The organism is Roseateles aquatilis (genome assembly GCF_002205645.1).
Lineage (GTDB): Bacteria > Pseudomonadota > Gammaproteobacteria > Burkholderiales > Burkholderiaceae_C > Roseateles > Roseateles aquatilis.
This window is the reverse complement of sequence record NZ_NIOF01000003.1, coordinates 101654-120134: the sequence shown is the minus strand read 5'-3', so window position 1 is coordinate 120134 and position 18481 is coordinate 101654. Positions and strand designations below refer to the sequence as shown.

Sequence of the window (18481 nt, the reverse complement as noted above, 5' to 3'; positions counted from 1 at the left end):
GCCTCAGGCCGGGACTTGCTCGACCAGCGAGCCCTTGTCCAGATGCAGGATCTGGCCGGCGCGCTCGGCCGCCTTCGGGTCGTGGGTCACCATCACGATGGTCTTGCCGTGATCGCGGTTCAGCGCCTGCAGCAGCGCCAGCACGTCCTCGGCGGACTGCCGGTCCAGGTCGCCGGTGGGCTCGTCGCAGACCAGCAGCGTCGGGTCGGACACGATCGCCCGCGCGATCGACACCCGCTGCTGCTGCCCGCCGGACAGCTCGGTCGGCTTGTGGGTGGCGCGGTCGGACAGCCCCACCAGTTGCAGCGCGATCGCCGCGCGCTTGCGGCGCTCCGCGGCGGACAGCTTGGTCAACAGCAGCGGCAGCTCCACGTTGCGCTGCGCCGAGAGCATCGGCATCAGGTTGTAGAACTGGAACACGAAGCCGACCTTGGCCGCGCGCCACTTCGCCAGCGCGCCGGCGCCGAGCTGGTCGATGCGCTCGCCGCCGATGGCGATGCTGCCGCCGGTGGGCTGGTCCAGCCCGCCGATCAGGTTCAGCAGCGTCGTCTTGCCGGAGCCCGACGGCCCCATCAGCGCCAGGAACTCGCCCTGCGGCACGTCCAGGTCGATGTGGTGCAGCACCTCCACCTTCTGCTTGCCGCGCGTGTAGACCTTGGACAGGTCACGGATCTCGATCAACTTGCTCACGGTGACTCCTCGCATCAACGGTTCATGGAGGCGCCGACCCACCTCGTCGCCCTCCATGCGGGAACGACGAATGAGCGACGCTCATATCGACAGACATCTCATCTTCAACATCGCGCCGGCGCCATCACGGGCCGGATCTTCGAAACCTGCGCTTCGAAACCTGATCTTGGAAACCTTCGCACCGAAGCCCTCGCCTCGGCGGCCCGGAGGCCTCAGCGCCCCGACGGGGCGAGCCGGATCTCACCGCCATCGCGCAGCGCCTCGGGCGGATTCACGACGATCGGGTCGCCGGCCTTGAGGCCGTCCAGCACCACGGCCTGCTCGCCCAGCGGCGTGCCCAGCTTGACCTTGCGCGCCGCGGCGTTCTGGCCGACGACGACGAACACCACCTCGGCGCCGTCCCGCGTCGCCACGGCCGACTTGGGCACCAGCACGCCCGGCGGCGGCGCCGCCTGCGCATCCTGCTTCGCGGCCAGGAAGGACACGCGCACGCCCATGTCGGGCACCACGCGCTGGTCCTTCTGCTCCAGCGCCACGCGCACCTTGACGGTGGCCTTGCCGCGGTCGGCCGAGGGCACCACCGCGATCACGTGCGCCGGGATGCGCCAGTCGGGATACGCGTCCAGCACCGCCTGCGCCGGCATGTCGGCCTTGACCTGGCCGATGTACGCCTCATTGACGTCGACGTCGACCTCCAGCGAATCCATGTCGACGATGGTGCCGACGCCGGTCCGCGTGAAACCACCCCCGGCGGACAGCGGCGAGACGATCTCGCCCACCTGCGCCGCCTTGGCCGTGATGACGCCCGCGAACGGCGCCTTCACCACGCTGTAGTCGAAGTTGACCTGCGCCTGCGCCGCCTGGGCCGCGGCCGCATCGGCGTCGCGCCGGCGGGCCTCCAGTTGCGCGGTGTAGCTGTTGACGGCGGTACGCGCTTGCTCGGCCGCCTGCCGGGTGGACATGCCGCTGGCGGCCAGTTCGTCCTGGCGCTTCAGGTCGGACTGGCTCTGGGCCAGTTGGGCGCGCGTCGCCTCGATGTTGGCCTGCGCGCTCTTGAGATTGGCGCGGGCCATGTCCAGGCCGGCGCGCAGCGCGTTGTCCTCGAGCCGGGCCAGCACCTGCCCCTTCGCGACGCTGTCCCCCTCCTCGAAGAGCACGGCGGTCAGCGTGCCGGTGATCTGCGTCGAGACCGTGGCGGCACGGCGCGCCGTCACGTAGCCGGTGGCCTGCAGCACCGCGGCGCCGGCCGGGCCGCTGCGGGGCTGCGCCACGGCCGTCTCGACGTCGGGCACCTGCGATTGCCGCCACCACCACCAACCGCCGCCGGCCAGCAGCGCCAGCACGACCAGCACCACCAGCAGGATCCACAGCCACTTCGGCGGTCCACCGCCATGGTCGTCGCGCTCCGTGCCCTGGATGCGCAGTTCTTTCAACAGTGCGGTATCGATGACGGCCCCCTCGAAACGTGTGTCGTGACCCCTCGCGGGGCCGTGGTCGGTTCGGGGCGCATTCTGCTCGGCGCGCCGGCCTCGTCAAGCCCGGCGTGCGACGAATGGTGCCGGGCGGTCGTGAATGCCCGGCGGCGCCGACGGACGGCGGCCCGGGGTCAGCTCGCCACCAGGCCGTTGCGGATCGCGTAAACGGTCAGTTCCGAGTTGTTGGACAGCGCCAGCTTCTCCAGCACCCGCGCGCGGTACACGCTGACGGTCTTGGGGCTGAGCATCAGTTCCTCGGCGATGTCGGACAGCCGCTTGCCGGAGGCGATCATCACCAGCGTCTGCAGCTCGCGGTCGGACAGCTTCTGGTGCGCCTGCTCGGGGGCCGGCGCGGTCAGGCTCTCGACCAGCATCTGGGCGATCTCGGGCGTCACGTACTTGCGGCCCTGCGCCACCGTGCGCACCGCCTGCACCAGCAACTGCGGGTCGCCGCCCTTGTTGACGTAGCCGAAGGCGCCGGCGCGCAGCGCGCGGATCGCGTACTGGTCCTCGGGGTACATCGAGACGATCAGCACCCGTGTGGTCGTGCCTTCGTCCTTGAGCACGTGCAGCACATCCAGGCCGCTGCGGCCCGGCATGTTGATGTCCAGCACCAGCACGTCGCACTGCTTGTCGGCGGCCAGGCTGCGCATCAGGCTGCGCAGCTCGCCGTAATCGCCCGCCTCGCCGACGACCTCGATGTCGGGCGCATCGGACAGCGTGTCGCGGATCCCGCGGCGGATCAGCGCGTGGTCATCGCACAGAATGACTTTGATCATAGGTCGCCCCAGGAAGACGGATCGTGGGCGGCGCCGGCAGGCATGCCGCCCTTTTCGACGGCGCGCGCGGCGCCGCCGTCATCCTCGTCCTCGTCGAAATCGAAGGTCCCGAACATGCCGCGCAGTGGCACCGACAGGATCAGCGCCGTGCCCTGCGCCCCGGAGCTCAGGTCCACCCAGCCGCCCACGGTCGCCGCGCGTTCGCGCAGGCCGCGGATGCCGAAGCTGCGCGCCTTGCTCAGGTCGCCCGGCGCCACGCCGTGACCGTTGTCCTTGATCTCCAGCGTCAGGACGCCGCCTTCCATGCTCAACTCCACCTCGACCTTGGTCGCATCGGCATGCTTGGACACATTGGTCAACGCTTCCTGCGCGCAGCGGTAGGCCACCAGCGGGACGCCGGCCGGCAGCTGGAACTGCTCGCCGATATGCCGCACCACCGTGGTGATGCCGGTGCGGCGCTCGAAGCGCGCGGCCAGCCATTGCACCGCTGCCAGCAATCCTTGTTCCAGGATCGCCGGACGCAGGTTGTGCATGATCCGCTGGCTGGACTCGATGGCGCTGGTGACGGTCTCCAGCGCCGACTGCACGCGCTGCTGCACGTCCGCGTCGCCGCTGTGGCGGGCGATCCAGGCCAGGTCGAACTTCAGCGCCGTCAGCGATCCGCCGACGTCGTCGTGGATTTCGCGCGCGATCGCGGCGCGTTCCATCTCGACGCTGGTCTGCAGATGACCGGCCAGCTCATGCAGTTGCTGCTTGGACTTGAGCAGCTCGCGATCCGCCTCCTGGCGGGCGCGCTGCGCCTCGCAGGACTCGATCGCGTGCAGCAGCGCCGGCGCCAGCCGCGCCAGGTTGTTCTTGAGCAGGTAATCCGAGGCGCCGGTCCGCATCGCGGCGACGGCGGTGTCCTCGCCGATCTCGCCCGATACCAGGACGAAAGGCAGCACCCGTTGCCGCTGCTTGATCATGTCCAGCACGACCAGGCCGGAAAAACCGGGCAGGTTGTAATCCGAAATGACCGCGTCCCAGGGCCTCTCCAGCGCCGCCTCGATATCGGGCAAGGTGTCCATGCGGGTCACCTCGAAGCGCAATCCCGCGCGCTGCAACTGGGCCAGGATCAACTGGTGATCCAGGTCGGAATCTTCGATATGAAGCAAACGCAGGCAGCGCTCGGCAAGGGGGGAAGTCGGCATGGCCGCGAGTATGCCAAGTTTGTCGCGCATCCCTCATCTATGCTGGTCTCTACCCTCTCTTATCTACGGCGGAAACCGTAGAGTGTTGGGTTTACCCTTATCGAGAATTGTGCTCATAGGTCGATCTACGTTATTGGGCCCACTTTGACCAGTTTGTCCCGTCGACAGATGCGATCCAAAAGCCGAAGATTCTTGTCAGCCGTGAAGTCCGGGCGCATGTCTGTGTTGGGCAGACATGAAAACGCACCAGGACAGCCAATGTGGAGCCAAGATGCAAATCGATGAGACATCGGTCGAGCCAGAGGGTGGGCTGATGCCGCTGCTGGCCGCGGCCGAGATGCAGGACCATCTCATGACGGTCAACAACGATCTCGAGCGGTTGCAGCGCCTGCTCGACGATGCGTGCGAGGCGCTGTCGACGCATTTCTTCGGCGCGTCGGGCCTGGTGGAGCAGATGCGCGCGCGGCTGCCCGAGGCCAGGGACCAGGATGCGCTGCAGCAGTTGATGCTGCACCTGGCGGGGGCGATCACCGCGCTGCAGTTCCAGGACATGTCCACGCAGTTGATCGCGCACACCAGCCAGCGCCTGCGCAACTGCTCCGATCAACTGGCGCGCGACACTTTCGGCGACGATGAGGACGGCATGGCTGTCGTCGAGACCGCCCCGCTGCGCCCGAACCCCGTCACGCAGGACGAGATGGACGCCGGTTCGATCGAGTTGTTCTGATGAACTGACGCTTACATCACGAAAACACCGGGCGTCGTCATTAGGACGTCCACAAGGTCCTCAAGAATCCTCAGGTCCACCCGAAAATCGCTTGTCATCCGGAGAACCAAAAATGCCCTCGATCCTCGCCGTAGACGATTCGGCCTCCATGCGCCAGATGGTCTCGTTCACCCTCAAGAATGCGGGTTTCAACGTCGTGGAGGCGGTGGACGGGCAGGACGCCTGGGAGAAGTCGTCCCAGCGCGATTTCGACCTGGTGCTGACCGACCAGAACATGCCCCGCATGGATGGCATCAGCCTGACCAAAAAGCTGCGTGACAACCCCAAATTCAAGACCACGCCGATCCTGATCCTGACCACCGAGTCCAGCGATCAGATGAAGCAGGCGGGTCGGGCCGCCGGTGCGACCGGATGGCTGGTGAAGCCGTTCGACCCCGCCAAGCTGATCGAAGTGATCGGCAAGGTGATTCGCTGAGTCCGCGCGGGAGAGATCGATGGGTGATATGACTTCCGAGGGCGCGAATCTGGGCGCCGGCATTGACCTGAGCCAGTTCTACCAGGTCTTCTTCGAGGAAGCCGGGGAAAACCTCGACAACATGGAACAGCTGCTGCTGAACCTGGACATCGAGAACCCGGACGACGAGCAGATGAATGCCATCTTCCGCTGTGCCCACTCCATCAAGGGGGGCGCGGCGACGTTCGGCTTCAACGACGTGGCCGAGCTGACCCACCAGATGGAGACGCTGCTGGACAAGCTGCGCCGCCACGAACTGGCGCCGACGTCGCCGATGGTGGACGTGCTGCTGCAGTCGGGCGACGCGCTGCGCGCGCAGCTCGCGCGACACCAGGGCTCCGGCGCCGACGCGGTCGACACGGGCGACCTGCTGAGCAGCATCCGCACGCTGGTGGAGGGCCGCCCGCTGGACGGCGTCCGCGCCGCGGCGCCCGCGCCGAGCCCCGCTCCGGCCCCCGCCGCCGCGCCGGCGGCCGCGCCGCTGAAGTCGACGGTGCGCCAGCTGGAGCTGCTGGTCGGCCCGCTGGACAACCCGTCGCAGGCCGACAACCTGGTCGACCTGTTCAAGGAGATCACCGACCTCGGCACGATCGAGCCGCTGGACGGCGGCATCCCGGCCGACGGCATGCGCCGTTTCAAGGTCCTGACCAGCAGCACCGACAACGACCTGCTGGACCTGTTCACCTTCCACGTCTCGCGCGAGCAGGTCAAGATCCTGCCGCTGGGCGAGGGCTACGGCTTCCATGAAGGCGCGCCCGGCGCGCCGGTGGAAACCAAGAAGGACGAGGACCCTGGCTACGGCTTCTTCGACGACGCGCCGGGCGTGCCCGCCGCGACCGCCGCCGAGGCCAAGGCCGCCGAAGCCGCCAAGGCCAGCGTGCCGGTGCCGGCCAAGCCCGCCGCGGTGCCCGTCAAGGCCGAGGCCGCCCCGCGCGCCGGCGGCGCCAACATGGACCAGTCCACGCTGCGCGTCTCCGTCGAGAAGGTCGACCAACTGATCAACCTGGTCGGCGAGCTCGTCATCACGCAGGCGATGCTGGCGCAGAACAGCCGCAACGTGGACCCCGGCCTGTATCAGCAGCTGGCGTCCGGCCTGGCCGACCTGGAGCGCAACACGCGCGACCTGCAGGAATCGGTCATGTCGATCCGCATGATTCCGATGTCGGTCGTGTTCAACCGCTTCCCGCGCATGCTGCGCGACCTGGCCGCCAAGCTGGGCAAGAAGGTCGAGCTGGTCACGCAGGGCGAAGCCACCGAGCTGGACAAGGGCCTGGTCGAGAAGATCACCGACCCGCTGACCCACCTGGTGCGCAACAGCTGCGACCACGGCATCGAGTCGCCCGCCGACCGCGCCGCCAAGGGCAAGCCCGAGCAGGGCACGATCACGCTGGTGGCGTCGCATCAGGGCGGCTCCATCGTCATCGAGGTCCGCGACGACGGCCGCGGCCTGAATCGCGAGAAGCTGATCAAAAAGGCGCGCGAGAAAGGCATCGACGCGCCGGACACGATGAGCGACCAGGAAGTCTGGGGCCTGATCTTCGCGCCGGGCTTCTCGACCGCCGACCAGGTGACGGACGTGTCCGGCCGCGGTGTCGGCATGGACGTGGTCAAGAAGAACATCACCTCGCTGGGCGGCACGGTGGAGATCGACTCCGCCGAAGGCTACGGCATGAAGGTCTCGGTGCGGCTGCCGCTGACGCTGGCCATCATGGACGGCATGAGCGTCGGTGTCGGCGAGGAGGTCTACATCCTGCCGCTGTCGTCGGTGGTCGAGTCGTTCCAGGTGCAGTCCGACACCATCAAGACCGTCGGCGGCTCGGGCCGCGTGGTCGAGGTGCGCGACGAATACATGCCGGTCGTGGAATTGGAGCAGGTCTTCAATGTTCCGCGTTTCGATTTCGAGCACGTCAGCTCCATCATGGTGGTCGTGGAAGCCGAGGGCGGACGCGTCGCGATGCTGGTCGACGAATTGCTGGGCCAGCAGCAGGTGGTGGTGAAGAACCTGGAGGCGAACTACCGCAAGGTGCAGGACGTCTCGGGCGCCACCATCATGGGCGATGGCCGCGTCGCATTGATCCTGGACGTGGGCAGCCTGGTGCGGCGCTCGCGCCATTGACGGGCCGGTGCCCGGCGGCCGCCAGAACTCAGAAGATCAGAAGAGGTAGGACATGAATTTCAGTGCACTGCTGCGTCAATTCAGCATCCGCACCCGCATGATGGGCGCGATCGCCATCGTGCTGCTGCTGTTGCTGGTGGTGGGCAGCGTCGGCCTTTTCGGCATGCAATCGATGCGGGGGCAGACGCAGGAATTCCTCGAGAAGTCCACGGCGCGCGCCAACCTGCTGGCCGATCTCACGGGCACGATGGGCAAGCTCCGTCTCCATGAGAAGGACATGATCATCAATTACGAGAAGTCCGAGGTCGTCAAGCAGCGTCATGCCCTGTGGGACCAGGCGCGCAAGCAGGCGACCACGGAGCTGGCCGAGCTGGCCAAGCTCAGCGCGGAAGAGGATCAGGACGCGATCAAGAAGCTGCAGGGCGCGTTGGAGACGTATGCCGCGAAGGCCTCCAACGTGGTGACGCAGCTGGAGTCCGGCGCCTATGACCATGCCGCCGTGGCCGACCGGCTGCTGCAGCCGGCCAAGGATCAGGTGGCGGAGGCCGAGAAGCAGCTCGACGAGTTGACCAAGCGCCTGGAAGCCCAGTCCGAGGCGATGCGCAAGGGCATGGAGAGCACGCAGGGCGGCGTCCTGTGGGCCTTCGGCCTGGTGCTGGTGTTCGCCGCGGTCGTCGTGGTGCCGCTGACGCTGCTGAACATGCAGACCATCTGCGCGCCGCTGGCCGAGGCCGAGGCGCTGGCCGAGGCCATCGCCGAGGGCGACCTGTCCCGCGTGATGAAGCCGGTCGTGGGCGTGGACGAGGCGTCCAAGCTGATGCGCTCGCTGCATCGCATGCAGGAAGCGCTGCAGACCATGGTCGGCCAGTTGCGCACGGCGGCCGACTCGATCCGCACCGCGTCGGTCGAGATCGCCACCGGCAACCAGGACCTGTCCAGCCGCACCGAACAGACCGCGTCCAACCTGCAGGAGGCCGCCTCCTCGCTGGTGCAGTTGACGGGCACCGTCAAGCAGACCGCCGACTCCGCGCGCACCGCCAACCAGCTGGCCAGCTCCGCCTCCGGCGCCGCGGCCAAGGGCGGCGACGTGGTGAGCCAGGTGGTCTCGACGATGGACGAGATCAACACCAGCTCCAAGCGCATCAGCGACATCATCGGCACGATCGACGGCATCGCGTTCCAGACCAACATCCTGGCGCTGAACGCCGCCGTGGAAGCGGCACGGGCCGGCGAGCAGGGCCGCGGCTTCGCGGTCGTGGCCGGCGAGGTGCGCTCGCTGGCGCAGCGCAGCGCCGAGGCCGCCCGCGAGATCAAGACCCTGATCGGCGCCAGCGTCGAGCGCGTCGAGACCGGCTCCCGCCTCGTGCAGGAAGCCGGCAGCACGATGAGCGAGATCGTCTCCAGCGTGCAGCGCGTGACCGACATCATCGGCGAGATCACCGCCGCCTCCAGCGAGCAGAGCGACGGCATCAGCCAGGTCAACCAGGGCGTCAGCAACCTGGACCAGATGACGCAGCAGAACGCCGCGCTGGTGGAGCAATCCGCCGCTGCCGCCGAAAGCCTGAAGGACCAGGCCGAGCGCCTGGGCGCCGTGGTGGACCGCTTCCGCGTCAACGCGAACGCGCCGATCACGGCCGCCGCATCGCCCGCGTCGTTCAAGCCAGCGGCCGCCAAGGCCCCCGCCGCAGCCAGCTTCAAGCCGTCGACGCCGGCCAAGCCCACCGTAGCGGCCCCGGCCGCGAAGGCACCGGTAGCCAAGGCATCCTTGCCGACTTCACAAGCCACGGCGAAGGCGCCGGGCGCGTCCGCCGCGAAGCCCGCGGTCAAGAAGGCGGCGCCCCCGCCCGTCAGGAAACCCGCGGCCGCCAAGGCCGCCCCCGCTTCGTTCACCCCCGCGCCGGCAGTCCCGGCCACCACCGCCGACGACGGCGACTGGGAAACCTTCTAATCAGCCGCACGAGGTCAAACATGGAAATCGTCCAACAAACCGGCACGCAAGTCGTGCAAGCAGGCGCCGGCGCGCTGGTCGCCAAGGGTGGCGCGAGCGCGGCGCCCGCCGGTGGTGAATACCTCACCTTCCGCCTGGGCCAGGAGGAATACGGCATCGACATCCTGAAGGTCCAGGAGATCCGTTCCTACGAGCAGCCCACCCGCATCGCCAACGCGCCCGACTTCATCAAGGGCGTCGTCAACCTGCGCGGCGTGATCGTCCCGATCGTCGACCTGCGCCTGAAGCTGGGCTGCGCCACGGCGGAGTACAACAGCTTCACCGTCGTCATCGTGCTGAACGTGAAGAACCGCGTCGTCGGCGCGGTGGTGGACTCGGTGTCCGACGTGCTGGAGCTCAACCGCGACGTGATCCGTCCGGCGCCGGAGCTGAGCGCCAGCACCGTCAACACCAGCTTCATCATGGGCATCGGCGCCGTCAGCGACCGCATGCTGATCCTGATCGACATCGAAGGGCTCATGTCCAGCGCGGACATGGGGCTGATGGACAGCCTGACGATCTCCTGATCGAACGAACGCCCGGCACCGTCCGGGCGTTTTTCATTGGGAGCCGGCGGCGGGTCGGCGAAGTGGGATGCAGTCATCGGGGACACGGCGCGCGCGGGCGGAATGCCCGGCGCCGGCAGCCAAGGAGCGATCCATGTTCGACTCGATCAAGACGCGGTTGATCTCGCTGGGCGTCGGCATCGTCGCCCTCACCTTGCTGGCGATCACCGTCGCCAACTACCTGACGGTGCGGGGCCACACCGAGCAGCAGGTCTCCCAGGCCCTGGACGAACTGGCCGCGGCGCGCTCCGACGCGATCCGGCAATGGGTCCGGACCCAGCGCGACATCGTCACCGCGCTGCAGCCGGCGGTGACGGCGGCGGATCCGGTGCCGCTGCTGCAGCAGGCGCAGAAGTCCGGGCGGCTGGAGGCCGCCTACATCGGCTTCGCCGACAAGAAGATCGTCTTCAACGTCCCGCAGAACCTGCCGGCGGGCTACGACCCGACCGGACGCCCCTGGTACACGGGCGCGGCCGCGGGGTCCGGCGTCGTGCTCACGGCGCCCTACATGGACGCCTCCAAGGGCCGGTTGGTCGTGACCTTCGCGATGGCGGACAAGAGCGGCGGCGGCACGAAGGCGGTCATCGCCACCGACGTGTTCCTCGACGACGTCGTCGCCACGGTCAAGGCGATCAAGCCCACGCCGGGCGGCTTCGCCTTCCTGATGTCCAAGGACGGCAAGATCGTGGCGCATCCGGATCCCGCCCTGGCCCTGAAGGGCGCGAGCGCGATCTCGGAGCAACTGACCCCGCAGGCCTTGAACGAGGCGCTCGATCCGAAGGCGGGCTGGGTCCAGGCCCGCGTCGGCGACGAGGATTTCCTGATCAGCGGCACGCCCATCCCGGACACCGACTGGCAGCTCTTCGTCGCCGCCAAGCGCGGCGAGGCGCTGGCGTCGCTGAGCGCGCTGCTGCGCACGGCGGTCATCACGGCGCTGGTCATGATGGTCATCGCCGCGATCGCGATGACCGGCACGATCGCCGCGATGCTGCGCGGCGTCGACCGGGTGCGCGCGGCGCTGGACGACATCAGCGCCGGGGACGGCGACCTGACCCTGCGCCTGCCCGCGGGCGGACGCGACGAGGTGGGGCGGATTGCCGCCTCGTTCAACCTGTTCGCCGAGAAAATCCAGCGCATCCTGCTGGACGTGCGCTCGGCCAGCAACTCGATCTCCACGGCGTCGAGCGAGATCGCCATCGGCGCGCAGGACCTGTCGCAGCGCACCGAGCAGACGGCGTCCAACCTGCAGCAGGCGGCCTCGTCGACGGAACAATTGACCGCGACGGTGCGCCAGACCGCGGACGCCGCGCAGACCGCCAATCAGCTCGCGTCGAGCGCCTCCAGCGCGGCGGCCAAGGGCGGCGAGGTGGTGAGCCAGGTGGTCTCGACGATGGAGGAGATCAACACCAGCTCCAAGAAGATCAACGACATCATCGGCACCATCGACGGCATCGCGTTCCAGACCAACATCCTCGCGCTGAACGCCGCGGTGGAGGCCGCGCGTGCCGGCGAGCAGGGCCGCGGCTTCGCGGTCGTGGCGAGCGAGGTCCGGTCGCTGGCGCAGCGCAGCGCCGAGGCGGCCAAGGAGATCAAGGCGCTGATCGGCACGAGCGTGGACCGCGTCGAGGCCGGGTCGCGGCTGGTGGAAGCCGCGGGCGCGTCGATGAACGACATCGTGAACAGCGTGCAGCGCGTGACGGACATCATCGGCGAGATCACCGCGGCGTCCACCGAGCAGAGCGGCGGCATCGCGCAGGTCAACGACGCCGTCACGCAGCTGGATCGCATGACGCAGCAGAACGCGGCGTTGGTCGAGGAATCCGCGGCGGCGGCCGAGAGCCTCAAGGATCAGGCGCACCGGTTGACGGAGATCGTCTCGGTGTTCCGGCTCGGCGACGACCGCAAGCACGTCGTCGCGGCGCCGAAGGCCGCGCCCGCTCCCAAGCCGATCGAATCGGTGAAAGCCGCCTCGCCCACCTCCGGCTCCGCGGCCACGCCGGCGCCAGCCCACAAGCCCGCAGCCACAACGACGAAGACGCACGCGCCTCGCCCCCTCGCAAAGGCTGCCTCCTCGACCGCGCCGAAGCCAAGGCCGGTCACGGCCGCGGCCCCCGTGCAGGCCACACCTACCCCCACGCCGACGGCCGCTTCGAAGGCCGACGACGGCGACTGGGAAACGTTCTGAGCGTCAACACCGGCATCAGCGCCACGCGCAGAAGTGTCGTTTCTCACGTTGACCTCGGCGGATCGGGGACAGGCTGACCGGGTCCCTTTTCCGTAAGTCAAGGAAGGTGAATTCGACTGCCGACAGGCAGTTGAAGAGGAGGGACATGGAGGAAAAGGGACCCGGTCAGCCTGTCCCTTGCTCCACGGGCGCACATGGGCGATGCCCCGCGAAGTCAGTTCGTATCCGCCTCCCGCAGCGTCTGAACGACCGGCCGTTGCAGCACCCCGCGCAGCGCCCACCACCCGGCGAGTTGTGCCAGCACCGCGCCGCCGAGGGTGGTCCCGATCAGCACGCCCGGCTTGAATTGCCATTCGAAGTCGAACGCGTAATGCGTGATCGCCCAGCCGAGCGCCTGCGCGGCCAGCCCGGCGAGCAGCCCGGCCAGGGCGCCCAGCCCCAGCAACTCGGCCCGCTGCACCGCCGCCATCAGCTTGCTGGAAGCACCGAAGGCGCGCATCAGCGCGAACTCCCGCGTCCGCGCGTCCCGTGAGCCCACCGCCGCCACCAGCAGCACGACCACGCCCAGCGCGAGCGCGACGGTGAACAGCAACTGCACGGCCATGATGACCTGCTCCAGCACCTGCTGGATCTGCCGCAACTCGGCGGACACGTCGATCAGCGTCAGGTTGGGAAACTCGTTGACCAGCTTGCGGTCGAGCGCGGCCGGCGCGCCCTCCCCCGTCGGCGACCGGTAGGCGGAGATGTAGCTGACCGGCAATTCCGGCATCGCCGCGCGCGGATACAGCACGAAGAAGTTGACCCGCATCGACCCCCAGTCGACCTTGCGCAGCGTGGTGATCTTCGAGTCCACGATCACACCGGCGATGTCGAAGCGCACCCGGTCGCCCAGCTTCAGGCCGAGTTGATCGGCCAGGCCCTGCTCGACGCTGACGCCGTCCTTGTCCTCCGGCGCCCAGGTGCCGGCGGTGAGCTGGTTGTGGGTCGGCAGCGCGGCGCTGTGGCTCAGGTTGAACTCGCGCTCGACCAGGCGCTGGGCGCGCTCCTCGCTGAACTGGTTGGCCCGCACCGCCTCGCCGTTGATCGCCACCAGCCGGCCGCGGATCATCGGGTACCAGTCGAAGTCCTTGACGCCGGCGCGCTCCAGATCACCGCGGAAGCCGGCGCCCTGCTCGGGCTGGATGTTGATGACGAAACGGTCCGGCGCGTTCGCGGGCGTGGCGGCGCGCCAGCTTTCGATCAGGTCGGTGCGCATCAGCACCAGCAGCGCCAGCGCCAGCAGCCCCAGCGACAACGACCCCACCTGCAGCACCGCGAACGCCGGACGCGCGGCCACCTGGCGCGTCGCCAGCAACAGCCAGCGCGGCGCGCCGGCCTGCGGCACGACGCGTCGCAGGCCCAGCACCGCCAACCAGGCCAGCAGCGCGAAGAACCCCAGCGCCACCGCGAACCCGCCGGTGGCCACCAGCCCCAGCCGCCAGTCCGCCGACAGCGCGGTCAGCACCGCCGCGAAGCCGACCACGCCAGCCAGCAGCACCACGATCGAGCCCATCTTGGGCCGCCCCAGCTCGCGCCGGATCACGCGCAGCGGCGGCACCGCCGCCAGTTGCAGCACCGGCGGCAGGCCGAAGCCCAGCAGCAGGCTCATGCCCATGCCCAGGCCCAGCAGCACCGGCCAGATCCCTGGCGCCGGCAGGTCCACCGAGATCAGCCCCGCCAGCAGCGAGATGAAGCCGTAATGCAGCAGGAAGCCGAGCAGCACGCCGGCCGCGCTGGCGATCAGGCCGATGGTCGCGAATTCCAGCGTGAACACCCAGGTCAGCCGCCGCTGCGGCTGGCCCAGTACGCGCAGCATGGCGCAGTCGTCCAGGTGCCGATTGGCGAATTCACGCGCCGCCAGCGCCACCGCGATCGCCGCCAGCAACGCCGCCAGCAGCGCCACCAGGTTGAGGAACTTGGTCGCGCGGTCCAGCGTCTGGCGCATCTCCGGGCGGCCGGTGTCGAGCGATTCGAGCCGCACGCCGCGCCAGTTGCTGGCCTTCATCTGCTTCTGTGATTCGGCGTTGAACTGCTTCACCGCCGTGTCCTGCCCGATCACGGCGAAGCGGTAGGTGACGCGGCTGGCCGGCTGGATCAGCGCCGTCGCCGCCAGGTCGGCCTGCGCCAGCATCACGCGCGGCGCGAAGTTCAGGAAGCCCGCGCCCCGGTCCGGCTCGTTGGCGATCTCTCCGGTGATCTTCAGCGTGCTGTCGCCGAGCAGCAGCGCGTCGCCGACCTTCAGCCCCAGCGCGCTCAGCACGCCGGCATCGGCCCACACCGTGCCGGGCGCTGGTGCGCCGGCCTGGCGGCCGTCCTTCAGCGCCAGCTTGCCGCGCAGCGGATAGGTCTCGCCGACGGCCTTCACCGCCACCAGCCGGCTGCCGCCGCCCTGGGCCTCGGTGGCGCGGGCCATGCTCGGGAAGTTCAGCGTGTCCACGGTCCGCAGGCCGAGCCGGGCGGCCAGCTCGCGCACCGGCGCCGGGGTCGGTTGATCGCTCGCCACCACCGCGTCGCCGCCCAGCAGTTGCGCGGCATCGCGCCGCAACCCCTGGTCCAGCCGGTCCGACAGGAAGGCCACCGCGCATACCGCGGCCACCGCCAGCATCAGGGCCAGGATCAGCAGGTGGAGCTCCCCGGCGCGCGCGTCGCGCCAGGTCTGGAGCGCCGACTGGCGCCACAGCGACGGGGGCCGGCGCCTGGGCCGCGGCTCGGCGGCGGACGGGACCGCGGACGACACCGCGGACGTGGGAGAAGGATGCGCGCTCATGGGCGGACTGTAGCGAACCACGTGCCCGCCCGCTGGCGGTCATGCAAGCGGCTTGAACAGTCCGTGCAAGGGGTTTCGACGGTCCACCGCGCCCCGGGGCGTCCAATGATGGACATGACTGCCACCCTCCCTCCCCTGTTCGTCTCGCACGGCTCCCCGATGATCGCGCTGGAACCCGGCGACGCCGGCCGTTTCATGCAGCGCCTGGGCCGCACGCTGGACGCCGGCTGGGGCCGCCCGAAAGCGGTGCTGGCCGTGTCCGCCCACACGACCGCGCACGACGCGGTGCTGCTCGGCGGCGCCCGCCATCAGGCGATTTACGACTTCGGCGGCTTCCCGCCCGCGCTCTACCAGCTGCGTTATGACGCGCCCGGCGATCCGGCGCTGGCGGCCAGCATCGGTGAGTCGCTCGGCCTGCAGGCCATCGACCACGGCGGCCTGGACCACGGCATCTGGACCGCGCTTCGCTTCCTCTATCCCGAGGCGGACGTGCCCGTCGTGCCGCTGGCGTTGACGCCAGAGGCCTCCCCGACGCAATTGATGGCGCTGGGCGGGCGGCTGGGCGCGCTGTCCAGACAGGGCGTGCTGATCCTGGCGACGGGCAGCATCACCCACAACCTGCGACTGCTGATGCGACCCGCTCCCGGCGGCCAACGCCCTGGCGAGGACGCGCCGGAGATGCCGGAATCGGCCGCCTTCCGCGCCTGGTTCGCCCAGCGCTCCGCGGCGCGGGACTGGGCGGCGCTGGCCGACTATCGCCAGCAGGCGCCCGGGGCGGTGCTGATGCACCCCACCGACGAGCACCTGCTGCCGTGGTATGTCGCCGCTGGCGCCGGGGGTCGCGACGATGCGCCGCTGCGGCTGCACGCGGGCGTCACCTTCGGTTGCCTCGGCATGGACGCCTACGGCTTCGGCCCGGAGGCGGCGCGTCTGGCGGCGCTGCTCGACGCGCAGCCGGCCGCCTTGCCGGCCTGATTCAGCGGGCGGTCCTCCAAGGCCCCTGCCGCCCTCGCCTCTTGGAAGTCCCGGCGGTTCCCGAAGTTCCGCCGGCACCAATGAAATCGGCCCGCGAAGGGGCCGTTCAGCGTGGGCTGGGGGCGGTCGGGGCGCGCAAGCGCGCCGCCCGACGCTCAGATGAAGATCGCCGCCAGAATGCCCAGGATCAACACCCACTTGACGATGTAGTAGCCGGTGCGGCTCCTCGCCTTGAACGCCTTGAAGAACAGGCGGACCTTGTACGCGTGATAGAAGAACTTGTTGAGACCGCCGATCGGCTCGCTCTCCAGGTTCTGCGTCGCCGCGGCGGTCATGACCAGCTTGCCGAACCAGCGGTTCAGCCAACGCGTCGGCGCGAAGAACAGCGGCCGCTCGACGTCGCAGAAGAGGATCACGCGCTGCTGGTCGGTGGTGTTCTCGGCGTAATGGATGAAGGTCTCGTCGAAGATGACGTCCTCGCCATCGCGCCAGTGGTACTGCTGGCCGTCGACGTCGATGTAGCAGCCCGGATCGTTGGGCGTCGTCAGGCCCAGGTGATAACGCAGCGAGCCCGCGTAGGGGTCGCGGTGGCGCACCAGCCGCGCGCCGGGCGGCAGCGACGCGAACATCGCCGCCTTCACCGTCGGGATGCGCTTGAGCAGCTCGACCGTCTTGGGGCACAGCGTCTGCGCCGAGTCCATGTCCCGGTCGTACCACTTCAGGTAGAAACGCTTCCAGCCGGTGCGGAAGAACGAGTTGAAGCCGATGTCGTTGTAGCCGGACGCGGCCTTGATGTAGCCCTCGTCGTTGAGCTTGAGGGCCTCGTCGCGGATCACCTGCCAGTTGTCGCGCAGGAGCTGGAGCTCCTGGAACTGGTCGGTCTTGATGTACGGCGTCGCGGGGGCGCGCGAGAACAGGTACATGATCGCGTTGACGGGCGAGATCAGGACCGTGAAGTCGGTCAGCGCGCGGGACAGCTTGAATCGGACGCGCCCCCGGAAGTGGGCATACAGCGCCGAGGCGATGAAGATCGCCAGCACCCAGTAACGCGTCGGCGGCAGCCATTCGGCCATGTGCAGGTCTCCAGAGGGCGCGACGGACGGCGCCGGAACGTGCGGACGATGGTCGGCCGCGTAAAGCGGCGGATTATCGCCGGGCACGGGAAAGCCCGCAGCCACCGCAGGACGCGTCCGGTGCGGCAGTTGATGCTTGCCGTGTCGCCGTCACGCCAGCCGCACGCGCCACGTCGCGAGCCGATCAACCCCGCTTGTCCAGCGCCAGCGACACCGCCCAGAACGCCATCCCGCCCAGCGCGAGCACCACGCCGACCCAGCCGGTGGACGTCCAGCCGTGGCCGGCGGCGATCGCCAGGCCGCCCAGCCAGGGGCCGAGCGCATTGGCGGCGTTGAACGCCGAATGGTTGAGCGCCGCGGCCAGCGTCTGCGCCTCGCCGGCGACATCCATCAGCCGCGTCTGCAGCACCGCGCCGAGCCCGCCGCCGCAGCCGATCATGAAGACCACCGGCAGCAGCGTCCACAGGCTGCCGGCCGCGAACGGGTACAGGCCCAGCGACACGGCGCTCCACAGCAGCAGCGCGCCGACGGTGGGCATCAGCGCCCGGTCCGCCGCCCAGGCGGCGACCAGCGTCCCGCCCGTCATGCCCATGCCGAAGACGCTCAGCACCACCGGCAACATGCCCGGACCGGTGCCGGTGACTTCGAGCAGCGTCGAGCCCAGGTAGGTGTAGACGGCGAACATGCCGCCGAAGCCGATCGTCGCGATCCCCAGCGTCAGCCAGACCTGGCGACGGCCGAGGGCGCCGAGCTCGCGCATCGCGCTGGCGCCCGGCTGGACGCGGTCGCGCGGCGCGTGCATCGCGATCAGCGCAGCCGTGAGCAGCGCCAGCACGGTGACGACGCCGAATCCCCAGCGCCACCCGGCCCACTGGCCGAGCGCATTGGCCAGCGGCACGCCGACGATCGTCGCCACGGTGAGCCCCAGCATCATCAGGCTGACCGCCTGCGCGCGGCGCTCGGGCGCGACCAGCGAGGCTGCCACCAGCGCGCCGACACCGAAGTAGGCGCCGTGTGGCAGCCCGCTCAGGAAGCGGAACAGCAGCATCGCGTGATACCCCGGCGCCAACGCGCTGAGCCCGTTGCCGAGCGCGAACGCCAGCATCAACCCGATCAGCAACGTGCGCCGCGGCACCTTCGCGCCGAGCACCGCCAGCAGCGGCGCCCCGACCACCACGCCCAGCGCGTAGGCGCTGATCACGTGGCCGGCGGTGGGCACGTCGATACCCAGGTCCGGCGCGAAGAACGGCACCAGGCTCATCGCCGCGAACTCGGTGGTGCCGATCGCGAAGCCGCCGATGGCCAAGGCCAGCAAGGCCCAGCCGACGTGGGCGCCGCGCTGCGCGGCTGGGGAATCGGAGGCGGTGGGGCTGGCGGCGGACATGGGACTGCAATGCG

At 69.3% G+C, this 18481-nt stretch carries 14 protein-coding genes; 7 read left to right on the top strand and 7 right to left on the bottom strand.

The features are described 5' to 3' along the window. Nucleotides 1-3: 3 nt before the first annotated feature. From CDN99_RS08800 to CDN99_RS08785, 4 genes are all read right to left on the bottom strand, one after another. Nucleotides 4-705, bottom strand: a complete 702-nt coding sequence (locus CDN99_RS08800; protein ID WP_238139431.1) for an ABC transporter ATP-binding protein — start codon at nucleotides 703-705, stop codon at nucleotides 4-6. Nucleotides 706-902: 197 nt separating this feature from the next. Further along, nucleotides 903-2123, bottom strand: a complete 1221-nt coding sequence (locus CDN99_RS08795) for an efflux RND transporter periplasmic adaptor subunit (protein ID WP_202820243.1) — start codon at nucleotides 2121-2123, stop codon at nucleotides 903-905. Between the two features lie 173 nt (nucleotides 2124-2296). Beyond that, nucleotides 2297-2944 (bottom strand): response regulator, encoded by a 648-nt coding sequence (locus CDN99_RS08790; RefSeq protein WP_088384491.1) that lies wholly within the window; start codon nucleotides 2942-2944, stop codon nucleotides 2297-2299. Continuing rightward, complete coding sequence (locus CDN99_RS08785; protein WP_088384490.1) at nucleotides 2941-4134, bottom strand: hybrid sensor histidine kinase/response regulator; 1194 nt, start codon at nucleotides 4132-4134, stop codon at nucleotides 2941-2943. Before CDN99_RS08785 ends, CDN99_RS08790 begins: the two co-directional genes overlap by 4 nt. 271 nt (nucleotides 4135-4405) lie before the next feature. Here CDN99_RS08785 and CDN99_RS08780 point away from each other — a divergent pair, with 271 nt between their 5' ends. The 6 genes from CDN99_RS08780 (at nucleotide 4406) to CDN99_RS29615 (ending at nucleotide 12229) form a co-directional block, all read left to right on the top strand. Further along, nucleotides 4406-4861, top strand: coding sequence for a hypothetical protein (locus CDN99_RS08780; protein ID WP_088384489.1), 456 nt, complete (start codon nucleotides 4406-4408; stop codon nucleotides 4859-4861). A 112-nt stretch (nucleotides 4862-4973) separates the two neighbouring features. After that, nucleotides 4974-5336, top strand: a complete 363-nt coding sequence (locus CDN99_RS08775) for a response regulator (protein ID WP_067068294.1) — start codon at nucleotides 4974-4976, stop codon at nucleotides 5334-5336. 19 nt (nucleotides 5337-5355) lie between these two features. After that, nucleotides 5356-7491 (top strand): chemotaxis protein CheA, encoded by a 2136-nt coding sequence (locus CDN99_RS08770; protein ID WP_088384488.1) that lies wholly within the window; start codon nucleotides 5356-5358, stop codon nucleotides 7489-7491. A 52-nt stretch (nucleotides 7492-7543) separates the two neighbouring features. Beyond that, a complete protein-coding gene (locus CDN99_RS08765; protein WP_088384487.1) occupies nucleotides 7544-9439 on the top strand; it encodes a methyl-accepting chemotaxis protein in 1896 nt (631 codons plus the stop codon). 20 nt (nucleotides 9440-9459) lie between these two features. After that, nucleotides 9460-10005 (top strand): chemotaxis protein CheW, encoded by a 546-nt coding sequence (locus CDN99_RS08760; protein WP_088384486.1) that lies wholly within the window; start codon nucleotides 9460-9462, stop codon nucleotides 10003-10005. 133 nt (nucleotides 10006-10138) lie between these two features. Beyond that, the gene (locus CDN99_RS29615) at nucleotides 10139-12229 is read left to right on the top strand and encodes a methyl-accepting chemotaxis protein (RefSeq protein WP_088384485.1); all 2091 of its coding nucleotides are present in this window, start codon (nucleotides 10139-10141) and stop codon (nucleotides 12227-12229) included. A gap of 214 nt (nucleotides 12230-12443) precedes the next feature. Here the strand turns inward: CDN99_RS29615 and CDN99_RS08750 are convergent, their stop codons facing one another. Further along, nucleotides 12444-15035, bottom strand: a complete 2592-nt coding sequence (locus CDN99_RS08750) for an ABC transporter permease (RefSeq protein WP_088384484.1) — start codon at nucleotides 15033-15035, stop codon at nucleotides 12444-12446. A gap of 114 nt (nucleotides 15036-15149) precedes the next feature. On the opposite strand from CDN99_RS08750, the gene CDN99_RS08745 reads away from it, so the two are divergent. Further along, complete coding sequence (locus CDN99_RS08745) at nucleotides 15150-16010, top strand: dioxygenase family protein (protein WP_088384821.1); 861 nt, start codon at nucleotides 15150-15152, stop codon at nucleotides 16008-16010. 155 nt (nucleotides 16011-16165) lie between these two features. On the opposite strand, the gene CDN99_RS08740 is transcribed toward CDN99_RS08745, so the two are convergent. Both CDN99_RS08740 and CDN99_RS08735 read right to left on the bottom strand, forming a co-directional pair. Beyond that, nucleotides 16166-17083, bottom strand: a complete 918-nt coding sequence (locus CDN99_RS08740) for an aspartyl/asparaginyl beta-hydroxylase domain-containing protein (protein ID WP_088384483.1) — start codon at nucleotides 17081-17083, stop codon at nucleotides 16166-16168. 184 nt (nucleotides 17084-17267) lie between these two features. After that, nucleotides 17268-18467: an MFS transporter gene (locus CDN99_RS08735; protein ID WP_088384482.1), complete on the bottom strand. Its 1200-nt coding sequence runs from the start codon at nucleotides 18465-18467 to the stop codon at nucleotides 17268-17270. Nucleotides 18468-18481: the final 14 nt, after the last annotated feature.

Bases quoted from the DNA above. Each gene is read 5' to 3' on its own strand.
- CDN99_RS29615 (WP_088384485.1), top strand. From the start codon at position 10,139: ATGTTCGACTCGATCAAGACGCGGTTGATCTCGCTGGGCGTCGGCATC.
- CDN99_RS08800 (WP_238139431.1), bottom strand. From the start codon at position 705: ATGCGAGGAGTCACCGTGAGCAAGTTGATCGAGATCCGTGACCTGTCC.
- CDN99_RS08780 (WP_088384489.1), top strand. From the start codon at position 4,406: ATGCAAATCGATGAGACATCGGTCGAGCCAGAGGGTGGGCTGATGCCG.
- CDN99_RS08765 (WP_088384487.1), top strand. From the start codon at position 7,544: ATGAATTTCAGTGCACTGCTGCGTCAATTCAGCATCCGCACCCGCATG.
- CDN99_RS08745 (WP_088384821.1), top strand. From the start codon at position 15,150: ATGACTGCCACCCTCCCTCCCCTGTTCGTCTCGCACGGCTCCCCGATG.
- CDN99_RS08735 (WP_088384482.1), bottom strand. From the start codon at position 18,467: ATGTCCGCCGCCAGCCCCACCGCCTCCGATTCCCCAGCCGCGCAGCGC.
- CDN99_RS08740 (WP_088384483.1), bottom strand. From the start codon at position 17,083: ATGGCCGAATGGCTGCCGCCGACGCGTTACTGGGTGCTGGCGATCTTC.
- CDN99_RS08775 (WP_067068294.1), top strand. From the start codon at position 4,974: ATGCCCTCGATCCTCGCCGTAGACGATTCGGCCTCCATGCGCCAGATG.
- CDN99_RS08760 (WP_088384486.1), top strand. From the start codon at position 9,460: ATGGAAATCGTCCAACAAACCGGCACGCAAGTCGTGCAAGCAGGCGCC.
- CDN99_RS08785 (WP_088384490.1), bottom strand. From the start codon at position 4,134: ATGCCGACTTCCCCCCTTGCCGAGCGCTGCCTGCGTTTGCTTCATATC.
- CDN99_RS08790 (WP_088384491.1), bottom strand. From the start codon at position 2,944: ATGATCAAAGTCATTCTGTGCGATGACCACGCGCTGATCCGCCGCGGG.
- CDN99_RS08770 (WP_088384488.1), top strand. From the start codon at position 5,356: ATGGGTGATATGACTTCCGAGGGCGCGAATCTGGGCGCCGGCATTGAC.
- CDN99_RS08750 (WP_088384484.1), bottom strand. From the start codon at position 15,035: ATGAGCGCGCATCCTTCTCCCACGTCCGCGGTGTCGTCCGCGGTCCCG.